Consider the following 13083-nt stretch of genomic DNA (forward strand, 5'->3'; position numbering starts at 1 on the left):
AACCTATCGAAATCGACGCAAACGGTTTGGATTACGAATGAATTTGATTACTGGCATTATCAACCGTGAACTAGGATTTTAGTTTCGCAGGAAGTCTACTAAAAAAACCAGCGATTCAATCACTGGCTGTTAGATAGTTCTTTTAAGAAGCTCCATTAGTAGTAGAAGTTTTTGTATCTGTTGTTTGGGTGCTAGATGACGGAACAGTTTGTTGTTCTTGTTTACTGCTAGTGTCTTCTTTCTTGCTTTCTTCACTGCTACTAGATTGACTTGTCGTTTCTTCTTGTGTGTTGTCCTTTGTAGAAGTATTATCCTTGTTGGGAGTAGTGTTCTCTTGAGGGGATTCCTTTTGAATCTCTTTTATGACAGTTGTCTGGGTTGTCGTAGTTTCTTTTTTAGAGTTATTATTGTTGTTGTTATTCATAGCATTCATAATGGTGATGCTTGCAGTAATCAGCCCTAGAATACTACCGATAGTAGCAATCGTTTTTTGAAAAACAGTAAATCCTTTTTTGATGTGTTCCGTTTTAGGTTTTGATGTTCTACGATAATTAGACATAATATCTCTCCTTTACTAAAATTCATTATACCGAAAATCTTTAAAAAAAACTTAAATGAACCTGAATTGCCTTTCTTGTCGCCTGAACTGTTTCGTGATACAATAGAAGGAGTGATTTTAGAAAGCGTGAGAAACCATGATTTACTTTGATAATTCGTCAACGACCAAGCCATACCCTGAAGCCTTAGAGACTTATATGCAGGTTGCTTCAAAGATTATAGGAAATCCTTCAAGTCTCCATCGTTTGGGAGACCAATCTAGCAGAATTTTAGAAGCTTCTCGACAGCAGATTGCAGATTTGATTGGCAAGAAAAGCGAAGAAATTTTCTTTAACTCTGGTGGGACTGAAGGGGATAATTGGGTTATCAAAGGGGTTGCGTTTGAAAAAGCGCAATTTGGTAAACACATTATTGTGTCTGATATTGAGCACCCAGCAGTCAAGGAGTCGGCTCTCTGGCTCAAGACTCAAGGTTTTGAAGTGGATTTTGCACCAGTAGATGAGCAAGGTTTTGTGGACTTGGAGGTATTAAAAAGTCTAATACGACCTGATACCACACTTATCTCTATCATGGTTGTCAACAATGAAATCGGCTCAATCCAGCCTATTGAAGCTATTTCAGAACTATTAGCTGATAAGCCAACGATTTCCTTCCACGTTGATGCGGTTCAAGCTTTGGCTAAAATACCAACAGAAAAGTATTTGACAGACCGAGTGGATTTTGCGACCTTCTCTAGTCATAAATTCCACGGAGTTCGTGGTGTTGGCTTTGTCTATATCAAGTCTGGCAAGAAAATTACACCGCTTTTAACTGGTGGTGGCCAAGAGCGTGACTATCGTTCAACAACTGAGAATGTAGCAGGAATTGCAGCAACAGCCAAAGCACTGCGTCTAGCTATGGAAAGATTGGAATTGTTTTCTAACAAAACGAGTCAGATGAAGGAAGTCATTCGTCAGGCTCTTCTTGATTATCCAGATATTTTTGTCTTTTCAGGTGAGGAAGACTTTGCTCCTCATATTCTGACCTTTGGGATTAAGGGAGTTCGTGGGGAAGTCATCGTTCATGCTTTTGAAGACTATGATATTTTCATTTCTACAACGTCAGCTTGCTCGTCCAAGGCTGGGAAACCTGCTGGGACTCTGATTGCCATGGGGATTGAAAAGGATAAAGCCCAGTCAGCAGTACGCCTCAGCCTAGACCTAGAAAATGACATGAGTCAAGTTGAGCAATTTTTGACCAAACTAAAATTAATTTACAATCAAACTAAAAAAGTAAGATAGGAGTATTCATGCAGTATTCAGAAATTATGATTCGCTACGGAGAGCTTTCAACCAAGGGTAAAAACCGGATGCGTTTCATCAATAAACTACGTAATAATATCTCAGACGTTTTGTCCATTTATCCTCAAGTCAAAGTGACAGCAAACCGCGATCGTGCCCATGCTTATCTGAATGGGGCAGATTATGAACCAGTGGCAGAGTCACTCAAGCAAGTTTTCGGGATTCAAAACTTTTCACCAGTATACAAGGTTGAAAAATCTGTAGAAGTTCTGAAATCTGCTGTCCAAGAGATTATGAAGGACATCTACAAGGAAGGTATGACCTTTAAAATCTCAAGCAAGCGAAGCGACCACAACTTTGAGTTAGACAGTCGTGAGTTGAACCAAACTCTTGGTGGTGCAGTATTTGAAGCTATTCCCAATGTACAAGCCCAGATGAAAAATCCCGATATCAATCTGCAAGTGGAGATTCGTGAAGAGGCGGCTTATCTTTCCTATGAGACCATTCGTGGTGCGGGTGGTTTACCAGTTGGAACTTCTGGGAAAGGCATGCTCATGTTGTCAGGTGGGATTGACTCACCAGTAGCTGGTTATCTAGCTCTAAAACGTGGAGTGGATATCGAAGCTGTTCACTTTGCTAGTCCACCATATACAAGTCCAGGTGCCCTCAAAAAAGCCCAAGATTTGACCCGTAAATTGACTAAATTTGGTGGCAATATCCAGTTTATCGAAGTACCTTTCACGGAGATTCAAGAAGAGATTAAGGCTAAGGCTCCAGAAGCTTATCTCATGACTCTGACTCGCCGCTTTATGATGCGCATTACAGATCGTATCCGTGAAGTGCGAAATGGTTTGGTCATCATCAATGGTGAAAGTCTTGGTCAGGTGGCAAGCCAAACCCTGGAGAGTATGCAGGCTATCAATGCGGTGACTAATACACCGATTATCCGTCCAGTTGTGACTATGGATAAGCTAGAAATCATTGACATTGCGCAAGAAATTGATACCTTTGAAATTTCTATCCAGCCCTTTGAAGATTGTTGTACTATTTTTGCACCCGATCGTCCGAAAACAAATCCAAAGATTAAGAATGCCGAGCAGTATGAAACACGTATGGATGTCGAAGGTCTGGTTGAACGTGCAGTAGCAGGAATCATGATTACTGAAATTACCCCTCAAGCTGAGAAAGATGCGGTTGATGAGTTAATTGATGACCTCCTTTAATCAGAAAAACCAGAGGAAAAAATAAAATAAGTAAAAAAAGTTAGTTTATTGTCCTAAATTTGGACGGAAACTGACTTTTTTTCTATTTTTATGATATAATTAGGTAAAATTTTGAATATAGAGAGTTTTCTGACAATGAATCAATCTTATTTTTATCCAAAAATGCGAGAGCATAAATTAGTGGTTCCCTACACAGGTAAGGAGCGTCGGGTACGTGTTCTCCTCCCCAAAAACTATGATAAAGATACGGATAGAAGCTACCCAGTTGTGTATTTTCACGATGGACAAAACGTCTTTTATAGTAAGGAATCTTACGTTGGACATTCCTGGAAGATTATCCCAGCCATCAAGCGAAATCCAGATATCAGCCGTATGATTGTTGTGGCTATTGACAATGATGGACTTGGACGGATGAACGAGTATGCGGCATGGAAATTCCAAGAGTCCAACATTCCTGGCCAACAATTTGGTGGTAAGGGAGTCGAGTACGCTGAGTTTGTCATGGAAGTGGTCAAACCCTTTATCGACGAAAACTATCGGACAAAAGCAGACCGTAAACACACTGCTATGATAGGATCTTCACTTGGTGGCAATATTACCCAGTTTATCGGCTTGGAGTATCAAGATCAGATTGGGTGCTTGGGAGTTTTCTCATCAGCTAACTGGCTTCACCAAGAGGCCTTTGATCGCTATATCGAGCGAAAAAAACTATTGCCTGACCAGCGTGTCTTTATCTATGTTGGAACGGAAGAAGCTGATGATACAGATAAGACCCTCATGGCTGGCAATATTAAGCAGGCCTATATCGACTCTTCCCTTCGCTATTATCATGATTTGATAGCGGGAGGAGTGCAGTTGGAAAATCTCTTGCTCAAGGTTCAGGCTGGAGCCATTCACCATGAAGTGCCATGGTCAGAAAATCTTCCAGCTTGCCTACGTTTTTTTGCAGAAAATTGGTAATTAGTATAAAGGAGACAGGATATGCATATTGAACATCTTAGCCACTGGAGTGGTCATCTTAACCGTGAAATGTATGTCAACCGTTATGGACACGCAGGTATCCCAGTGGTTGTCTTTGCTTCCTCAGGTGGGAGCCACAATGAATACTATGATTTTGGAATGATTGATGCTTGTGCATCCTTTATTGAAGAAGGTCGCGTGCAGTTCTTTACCCTTTCAAGTGTAGATAGTGAGAGCTGGCTTGCGACTTGGAAAAATAGTCATGATCAAGCTGAGATGCACCGTGCCTATGAACGATATGTGATTGAAGAAGCTATCCCTTTTATCAAGCACAAGACAGGCTGGTTCGACGGCATGATGACGACAGGCTGCTCTATGGGAGCCTATCATGCACTTAATTTTTTCCTTCAGCATCCAGATGTCTTTACCAAGGTAATCGCCCTCAGTGGTGTCTATGATGCGCGTTTCTTTGTAGGTGACTACTACAATGATGATGCTATCTATCAAAATTCACCAGTAGATTATATCTGGAATCAAAATGATGGTTGGTTTATTGACCGTTACCGTCAGGCTGAGATTGTGATTTGTACTGGCTTAGGTGCTTGGGAGCATGATGGCCTGCCTTCTTACTACAAGTTAAAAGAAGCCTTTGACCAAAAACAAATTCCTGCCTGGTTTGCAGAATGGGGACATGATGTCGCCCATGATTGGGATTGGTGGCGCAAACAAATGCCATATTTTCTCGGTCACATGAGTCTATAAAAGGAGTCGCTTATGAATTATCTTGTAATTTCACCCTATTACCCACAAAATTTCCAACAGTTTAGTATTGAGCTAGCCAATAAAGGAATCACCGTTCTAGGGATTGGGCAAGAACCCTATGAACAACTAGATGAGCCATTGCGCAATAGCTTGACTGAGTATTTCCGTGTTGATAATCTTGAAAATATTGATGAAGTTAAACGTGCAGTTGCCTTTCTCTTTTATAAGCATGGTCCAATTGACCGTATCGAATCTCACAATGAATACTGGCTAGAGTTGGATGCTGCTCTTCGTGAACAATTTAATGTCTTTGGTGCCAAACCAGACGACCTCAAAAAGACGAAATTTAAGTCTGAAATGAAGAAACTCTTCAAAAAAGCTGGAGTTCCAGTGGTTCCAGGTGCTGTCATTGAAACAGATGCAGATGTTGACAAAGCTGTGAAAGAAATTGGCCTTCCTATGATTGCCAAACCTGACAATGGAGTGGGAGCGGCAGCAACCTTCAAGCTTGAAACAGAAGAGGATATCCATCATTTCAAGGCAGAATGGGACCATTCAACCGTTTATTTCTTTGAAAAATTTGTTACTTCTAGTGAAATCTGTACCTTTGATGGTTTGGTAGATAGAGATGGAAATATCGTCTTTTCTACGACCTTTGACTATGCCCATACACCGCTTGATCTCATGATTTACAAGATGGACAATTCTTATTATGTTCTTAAAGATATGGATCCAAAATTGCGCAAGTATGGTGAGGCAATCGTTAAAGAATTTGGCATGAAAGAACGTTTCTTCCATATTGAGTTCTTCCGTGAAGGTGATGATTATATTGCCATTGAGTATAACAACCGTCCAGCAGGTGGCTTCACCATTGATGTTTATAACTATGCCCATTCTTTTGATTTGTACAAGGGCTATGCAGCAATCGTTGCGGGTGAGCCATTCCCTGCTTCACAATTCGAACCACTATACTGTTTGGCAACATCTCGTCGCGCTAATGCCGACTATGTTTATTCAGAAGAAGACTTGCTCGCTAAATATGGTCACCAGTTCAAGGTCAAGAAAATCATGCCAGCAGCCTTTGCTGAATTGCAAGGAGACTTTCTCTATATGCTAACGACACCAAGTCGTGAAGAAATGGATCAGATGATTAAGGACTTTGGTCAGCGTCAAGAATAATCAAAATTTTGACTTAACAAACTAGGTTTGTTAGGTCTTTTTTTAAGAACTAAAATAAAAGCGTTTTCCCGCAGTATTCTTTTAGAAAATCTGTTGCTAAAAGGCTTAAAAATTGATAGAATAGGGATTGTCTAAAAAATATTAAGGAGAATCTATCAATGGATTTCGCATGGGCAGTCAAATATGCCACTGAATTTTTGGGAACAGCCATCTTGATCATCTTGGGAAATGGTGCAGTTGCCAACGTTGAACTTAAAGGTACGAAAGGTCACCAAAGTGGCTGGCTCGTTATCGCTGTTGGTTACGGTATGGGGGTTATGATCCCTGCCTTGATGTTTGGTAATGTTTCTGGTAACCACATCAACCCAGCCTTCACTCTTGGTCTAGCAGTTAGCGGACTTTTCCCTTGGGCACAAGTAGCACCATACATCGTTGCACAAGTCTTGGGAGCAATCTTCGGACAAGCCTTGGTTGTTGCAACTCACCGTCCTTACTACTTGCAAACTGAAAAAGCAAACAATATCTTGGGGACTTTCTCAACAATTTCAAGTTTGGACCACGGTACAAAAGAATCACGCTTTGCAGCAACAGTTAACGGTTTTATCAACGAGTTCGTTGGATCATTCGTTCTCTTCTTTGCAGCACTTGGTTTGACAAAGAACTTTTTTGGAGCTGAAGTCCTCCAATACATGAAACAAATGGCAACTCAAGCTGGTCAAAATGTTGACTTCTCTGATTTGGCAATTAAAGCTCAAGTAGCGCCTCATACAGCATCAGGACTTTCTGTTGCTCACTTGGCACTTGGTTTCCTAGTAATGGCTTTGGTTACTTCACTTGGAGGACCTACAGGACCTGGTTTGAACCCAGCTCGTGACTTTGGACCACGTCTCCTTCATGCCTTCCTTCCAAAATCAATCCTTGGTCAACACAAGGGTGATTCAAAATGGTGGTATGCTTGGGTACCAGTAGTTGCACCGATTGCAGCTGGTATTGCAGCAGTAGCACTTTTCAAATTACTTTACCTATAATCACTCAAAACTGGGAAACCCCAGTTTTTTCTTGTCTACGAAAGTCGAGTTTTTGGATAGAGATTCTTAAATCGTCAGACTTTTTTCATTTTAATGCTAAAGGTGAAAATGTGGCGAAAATATGGTAAAATAGAGTGTTAAGAAATCGTTGAAAAAGGAAAATTATGCGTAAAGAGATTGCACCTGAATTATACAATTACAATAAATTCCCTGGTCCAGAGTTTCGTGTGACTGGATCTAGGGTCGAGGCTGAAGGTTTTGCTTTTACCTTGGTTGAAAATAGCAAGGATGCTTTTGATGTAACGGCTTTTACTCAACGTTTTTCAGAAGTTTTGACTAAGTTCGACTATATCGTAGGAGACTGGAGTAATGAACAGTTGCGCTTGCGAGGCTTTTATAAGAATGAACGCGCTGAAGAGTCTTTAGAAAAAATCAGTCGCTTGCAGGATTATCTACTAGAGTACTGTAGCTATGGTTGTGCCTATTTTGTCTTAGAAAACCAAGTGCCTAAGCGGGCGTCCTTCGACCAAAAAATGCGCAAAAAAGAGGAAGAAAAAGATTCTCGAAAAGGAAAGAAACCTTCTCAAAACAAGAAAAGAAATCATACAGATAAAAGAAATAGACGACGTTCAAAAGACCAAAAATCTCAGAAAGAAGATAAGGGGCAACGTCATTTCGTCATCCGTAAGAAGGACTAGAAAATAAGGAGAAAAGATGAAACCGTCGATTTATAGTTTAACACGTCAAACCATGCAGGAATGGGTATTGGAGCAGGGAGAAAAGAAATTCCGTGCAGATCAAATCTGGGAATGGCTTTACCGTAAACGTGTCCAGTCATTTGAAGAAATGACCAACCTTTCCAAGGATTTGATTGCTAAGCTCAATGACCAGTTTGTGGTCAATCCCTTAAAACAACGTATCGTACAAGAGTCTGCTGATGGTACGGTTAAATATCTCTTTGAGTTGCCTGATGGTATGTTAATTGAGACAGTACTAATGCGTCAGCACTATGGTTTATCTGTCTGTGTGACTACTCAGGTCGGCTGTAATATCGGTTGTACCTTCTGTGCATCAGGTTTGATCAAGAAGCAACGTGACCTCAATAACGGGGAAATTGTGGCTCAAATTATGCTGGTTCAAAAATATTTTGACGAGCGTGGTCAAGATGAGCGTGTTAGCCATATCGTTGTCATGGGTATCGGAGAACCATTTGATAACTACAACAATGTCTTGAACTTCATCCGTACCATCAATGATGACAAGGGAATGGCTATCGGTGCTCGCCATATCACCGTATCAACTTCAGGTTTGGCTCACAAGATTCGTGATTTTGCTAATGAAGGCGTACAGGTCAACCTTGCAGTTTCTCTTCATGCGCCAAACAATGAACTGCGTTCAAGCATCATGAAGATTAACCGTGCCTTTCCAATTGAAAAACTCTTTGCAGCTATCGAGTACTACATCGAAACAACCAACCGTCGTGTGACTTTTGAATATATCATGCTAAATGAAGTTAACGATGGAGTGGAGCAGGCACTTGAATTGGCAGAATTGCTTAAGAACATTAAGAAATTGTCCTATGTCAACTTGATTCCTTATAATCCAGTTAGTGAGCATGACCAGTATAGCCGAAGCCCTAAAGAGCGTGTCATGGCCTTCTATGATACACTCAAGAAAAAAGGTGTCAACTGTGTCGTTCGCCAGGAACATGGTACAGATATCGATGCGGCTTGTGGACAGTTGCGTTCAAATACCATGAAGCGTGACCGCCAAAAAGCAGTAGCTGAAGTAAATCCATAAGATGAATCGAAAAACATTACTAAGCCTGGGAATCGTGTTATACAGTCTTTGTATCGTCTGTTTTTGTTTTACTCCCCAGCCTCAACTTCCTACAGGAGTGGAAACTCCAGGTATTCAAACTTTTGGACGCCTGGTTTTTCTTTTGACGCCTTTTAACTCTTTGTGGAACCTGGGTGAAGTAACCAGCTTTTTACAGCTCTTTTGGATATTTTTGCAAAACGTCTTAAATGTCCTCTTGCTCTTCCCTTTAATTTTCCAGCTTCTCTATCTCAATCCTAAATTAAGAAAAACGAAGAAAGTGATTTTGTTTAGCTTTTTATTGAGTTTGGGAATCGAGTGTACACAGCTAGCTTTAGACTTTTTCTTTGATTTTAATCGGGTCTTTGAGATTGATGATTTGTGGACCAACACTTTGGGTGGCTACCTAGCTTGGATCCTCTATAAACTACTACATAAACACAAGATAAGGAATTAAAATGAGTATCTTAGAAGTTAAAAATTTGAGTCACGGTTTTGGTGACCGTGCGATTTTTGAAGACGTGTCCTTCCGTCTCCTTAAAGGTGAACACATCGGATTAGTTGGTGCTAACGGTGAAGGAAAATCAACCTTTATGAGCATCGTAACTGGTAAGATGTTACCTGATGAAGGTAAGGTGGAATGGTCTAAATATGTGACTGCAGGCTACCTTGACCAGCACGCTGTGTTAAAAGAAGGCCAAACCGTGCGTGATGTCCTTCGTACTGCTTTTGATGAGTTATTTAAGGCAGAAGCACGTATCAATGAACTCTACATGGAAATGGCAGAAGAGGGCGCTGATATTGATGCCCTAATGGAAGAAGTCGGCGAACTTCAGGACCGTTTGGAAAGTCGTGACTTCTATACCTTGGATGCTAAGATTGACGAAGTCGCGCGTGCTCTTGGTGTTATGGATTATGGGATGGATACAGATGTAACAGCCTTGTCAGGTGGACAAAGAACCAAGGTACTTTTAGCCAAACTTCTTCTTGAAAAGCCAGATATCTTGCTTTTGGATGAGCCTACCAACTATTTGGATGCTGAGCATATTGACTGGCTCAAGCGTTATCTGCAGAACTATGAGAATGCCTTTGTCCTTATTTCGCACGATATTCCATTCCTCAATGATGTTATCAATATCGTATATCACGTTGAAAATCAACAGTTGACTCGTTATTCTGGAGATTACTACCAGTTCCAAGAAGTCTATGCTATGAAGAAATCGCAGCTAGAGGCAGCCTATGAACGTCAACAGAAGGAAATTGCTGACCTCAAGGATTTCGTAGCCCGTAATAAGGCGCGTGTCGCAACTCGTAACATGGCCATGTCTCGCCAGAAGAAATTGGATAAGATGGATATCATCGAACTTCAAAGCGAGAAACCAAAGCCGTCCTTTGATTTTAAACCAGCTCGTACACCTGGACGCTTTATCTTCCAAGCCAAGGACTTGCAGATTGGTTACGACCGCCCACTTACAAAACCATTAAATCTTACCTTTGAGCGTAATCAGAAGGTTGCTATCATCGGTGCCAATGGTATCGGTAAAACAACCCTCTTGAAGTCTCTTTTGGGTATTATCCCGCCAATTGCTGGGGAAGTTGAACGTGGGGACTATCTAGAACTCGGTTACTTTGAGCAAGAAGTGGAAGGTGGCAATCGCCAGACACCACTAGAAGCAGTCTGGAATGCTTTTCCTGCACTTAATCAAGCAGAAGTTCGTGCAGCCCTTGCCCGTTGTGGTTTGACAACGAAGCATATCGAAAGCCAGATTCAAGTTCTATCAGGTGGAGAACAAGCTAAGGTTCGTTTCTGTCTCTTGATGAATCGTGAAAACAATGTTTTGGTGCTAGACGAGCCTACCAACCACTTGGATGTGGATGCCAAGGATGAGCTCAAACGTGCTCTGAAAGAATATAAAGGCTCTATCCTTATGGTTTGCCACGAACCAGACTTTTATGAAGGCTGGATGGACCAAATCTGGGATTTTAACAACTTAACTTAAAATGAGAGTAAAAGAAATACAGTACCTAACGAGGATACTGTATTTTTTGGTTTTTAAGATTTAAAATCGTAGTCCTTAACAATTTCAATGCTGTCGATAGTGATAGCAGTAGTTGGTTTATCTTTTTCGTCTTTTTCAGCCTTGGCAATCTTGTCAACAACATCCATACCATCGATGACTTGACCAAAGACAGGGTGCTTACCGTCTAGACTAGGGTTACCACCGTCTTTGTAGGCTTCAATAATTTTCTTTGGATAGCTACTTGTAGGCAGTTTGGCAGAAATGTCTGTTGTATTTTGGTTGATGAAGAACTGGCTACCATTGGAATTTGGTTGGCCAGTATTAGCCATGGAGAGAGAACCACGGATGTTATAGAGATATGGAGAGATTTCGCTCTTGAAACCAGTTCCATGGTCTTTAGTCTTGTCCTTATCGTGCCAGATGGATTCGCCACCTGTACCATCTCCTTTTGGATCACCAGTCTGAACCATAAAGCCATCAATCACTCGGTGGAAGGTAACGCCATTGTAGTAGCCTTCCTTAGCGTGAGTTAGGAAATTTTCAACCGCAAGAGGTGCTAGCTTTGGAAAGAGTTTGATACGGATATCTCCTTGACTTGTATGGAGAATGACTTCAGCCTCGTCTTCAGCAACTTCTTTAGATAGTTGCGGGAAATTAGCATTTTCATTTGTCAAGGCGTCTTTAAGATCCTTGGCAGATTGGGCAGCTGCTTTGGAACTTTCTTCGGCAGCCAAGCTAGAATCTACATAGTCATCCCCTCGCAGACTACGTTGGATACTGCTACATCCAGCAAGGGCAAAAGTTGAGATTAATAGAAGTGTTACTATTTTTTTCATGGGAATCCTTTCAAAAATCATTTCTACCATTGTACCCTAATTGAAAGTGGATTTCAAATGTTAGTAGTTTACAAAAATGGCTTAGATAATAGTTGGGATTTCATCATCATCTTGAAAATCTTCAACTTCTTCTTCCCCAGTAAATGGTTTCTGAAAAGAACTTAGTATAAAACGGGCAATTGGTCCGACAATTAGGAAGTTTAGAGGAAGAGCTGCAATAAAGTTTACGATCCAGGCACTTAGATAGGTCTTGGATGTGATAGCAATGCCATTGTAGAAAAGTCCATAGAAGGACATGAAAGTGACCATGAGAACTGCCATTCCTCCAGAAATTGTAATGATTTTCTGCCAGCGTTTATGATGATCCTTGAGGATACGAAAGGCAATTGACTTAACGATTGGTCCAACAAGGATGACATCCAATAAAAAGGCTGTGACAAAACCAGGAATGTAACCAAGGGCTAAATGATGTAGTGAAAGTTGACCAACCATAAAAAGATTCCAAATAGACATACCGAGTACCATCATGGAACACATTAGTGTTGTAAATAAAAGAGCTTCTTTAAAATTTCTAGGCATTATAGTCTCCATTTCTTTTTGATTAGACATCAGTTTATCATAAAAAATTTTTTCTCGTAAGTGAATTGATTAGATTTTTTTAAGAAACTGTTTTCAAAACAATCAACCTGTCTTGGTTGATTAAAGATTCTTCTTTGGATGGCGGTCAATGATTGCTTGATGGTCTTTGAGTGCCTGTTCTCCTTTTGAAGTTAGTCTATAACCGCGAATCGAGAAGTGATCAGCTAATTCTTCTTAAAAATAGTCGTGAAGGGTTTGATCCAGGTCGGTAGCCTTCATTTTAGAAAGTCCAGTAACTCTCTTCTTCTTCAGGATATTCTTTTTCATGGTGCTATTTAGATGGTCAAGTGAGTCAAAAGCAGTTTCGACAAGAGCATAGCCTTTCTCAACAAGCGTTTCTAAATGTTTTGGGACATCAATGCCATAAGTGTACTCGAAGTATTTAGGAAACCAGTTCTTAAGAAAGCTCGTAAAGCATCACAATTAGTAAACGTTAATTCGAAAGAATTACTATATTTTAAAAGAGCATCTTTTTCTACCATTTGTCAAGTATAATACGGTTTCTGACTCAACATTATTCCTGAAAATGTATGAAGGGAATTTTTTGAGAGATAGTTCGAGCCATTTTTCTGACATTTGAGCATAGAAAAATGACACCTTATCTGGCATTTTTTGAAACAAGGTGTTAGAATTATAGGGCATAGGCGACTTTAATGACTTTGTGCTAAAGTATAGTCGTAAAGTTTATTATGCATTATAAGATAATACATTGTCCTAATGAGACGATGTATAGAGGCAATCGTATGTGGCTTAGTTGAAGTTATCTGCGATTGTCTTTT

Annotated in this window: 13 protein-coding genes and 1 pseudogene; 10 read left to right on the top strand and 4 right to left on the bottom strand. The window is 40.5% G+C overall.

Annotation, left to right across the window (positions count from 1 at the left end):
- Positions 1-142: 142 nt before the first annotated feature.
- Complete coding sequence (locus ADF68_RS06470; RefSeq protein ID WP_049549110.1) at positions 143-559, bottom strand: DUF6556 family protein; 417 nt, start codon at positions 557-559, stop codon at positions 143-145.
- Positions 560-695: 136 nt separating this feature from the next.
- On the opposite strand from ADF68_RS06470, the gene ADF68_RS06475 reads away from it, so the two are divergent.
- The 10 genes from ADF68_RS06475 to abc-f all read left to right on the top strand — a co-directional run bounded on the left by ADF68_RS06475 (position 696) and on the right by abc-f (position 10808).
- On the top strand, positions 696-1838 hold the full coding sequence (locus ADF68_RS06475) for a cysteine desulfurase family protein (RefSeq protein ID WP_049549111.1): 1143 nt from the start codon (positions 696-698) through the stop codon (positions 1836-1838).
- Between the two features lie 8 nt (positions 1839-1846).
- Positions 1847-3061 carry a tRNA uracil 4-sulfurtransferase ThiI gene (thiI, locus tag ADF68_RS06480; RefSeq protein WP_049549112.1) on the top strand — a complete coding sequence of 405 codons (1215 nt, stop codon included), beginning with the start codon at positions 1847-1849 and terminating at the stop codon, positions 3059-3061.
- A gap of 135 nt (positions 3062-3196) precedes the next feature.
- Positions 3197-4021, top strand: a complete 825-nt coding sequence (locus tag ADF68_RS06485) for an alpha/beta hydrolase (protein ID WP_049549113.1) — start codon at positions 3197-3199, stop codon at positions 4019-4021.
- A gap of 21 nt (positions 4022-4042) precedes the next feature.
- Positions 4043-4783 (top strand): esterase family protein, encoded by a 741-nt coding sequence (locus tag ADF68_RS06490; RefSeq protein WP_049549114.1) that lies wholly within the window; start codon positions 4043-4045, stop codon positions 4781-4783.
- A gap of 12 nt (positions 4784-4795) precedes the next feature.
- The gene (locus ADF68_RS06495; RefSeq protein WP_049549115.1) at positions 4796-5962 is read left to right on the top strand and encodes an ATP-grasp domain-containing protein; all 1167 of its coding nucleotides are present in this window, start codon (positions 4796-4798) and stop codon (positions 5960-5962) included.
- 158 nt (positions 5963-6120) lie between these two features.
- Entirely contained in the window at positions 6121-6990 is an 870-nt protein-coding gene (gene gla / locus ADF68_RS06500) for an aquaglyceroporin Gla (protein ID WP_049549116.1), read from the top strand.
- 164 nt (positions 6991-7154) lie between these two features.
- Entirely contained in the window at positions 7155-7688 is a 534-nt protein-coding gene (locus ADF68_RS06505) for a YutD family protein (RefSeq protein ID WP_049549117.1), read from the top strand.
- 16 nt (positions 7689-7704) lie between these two features.
- Complete coding sequence (gene rlmN, locus ADF68_RS06510; protein ID WP_049549118.1) at positions 7705-8790, top strand: 23S rRNA (adenine(2503)-C(2))-methyltransferase RlmN; 1086 nt, start codon at positions 7705-7707, stop codon at positions 8788-8790.
- Between the two features lies 1 nt (position 8791).
- Positions 8792-9265 carry a VanZ family protein gene (locus ADF68_RS06515; protein WP_049549119.1) on the top strand — a complete coding sequence of 158 codons (474 nt, stop codon included), beginning with the start codon at positions 8792-8794 and terminating at the stop codon, positions 9263-9265.
- A gap of 1 nt (position 9266) precedes the next feature.
- The gene (abc-f, locus tag ADF68_RS06520) at positions 9267-10808 is read left to right on the top strand and encodes a ribosomal protection-like ABC-F family protein (protein ID WP_049549120.1); all 1542 of its coding nucleotides are present in this window, start codon (positions 9267-9269) and stop codon (positions 10806-10808) included.
- A gap of 53 nt (positions 10809-10861) precedes the next feature.
- On the opposite strand, the gene ADF68_RS06525 is transcribed toward abc-f, so the two are convergent.
- The 3 genes and pseudogenes from ADF68_RS06525 to ADF68_RS10920 form a co-directional block, all read right to left on the bottom strand.
- Positions 10862-11665 (bottom strand): peptidylprolyl isomerase, encoded by an 804-nt coding sequence (locus ADF68_RS06525; protein ID WP_049549121.1) that lies wholly within the window; start codon positions 11663-11665, stop codon positions 10862-10864.
- Between the two features lie 81 nt (positions 11666-11746).
- On the bottom strand, positions 11747-11962 hold the full coding sequence (locus tag ADF68_RS06530) for a hypothetical protein (RefSeq protein ID WP_049549122.1): 216 nt from the start codon (positions 11960-11962) through the stop codon (positions 11747-11749).
- A gap of 992 nt (positions 11963-12954) precedes the next feature.
- Positions 12955-13083 (bottom strand): annotated as a pseudogene (locus tag ADF68_RS10920) (IS110 family transposase); the annotation flags it as partial.

Source organism: Streptococcus pseudopneumoniae, from assembly GCF_001068775.1.
GTDB lineage: Bacteria > Bacillota > Bacilli > Lactobacillales > Streptococcaceae > Streptococcus > Streptococcus pseudopneumoniae_N.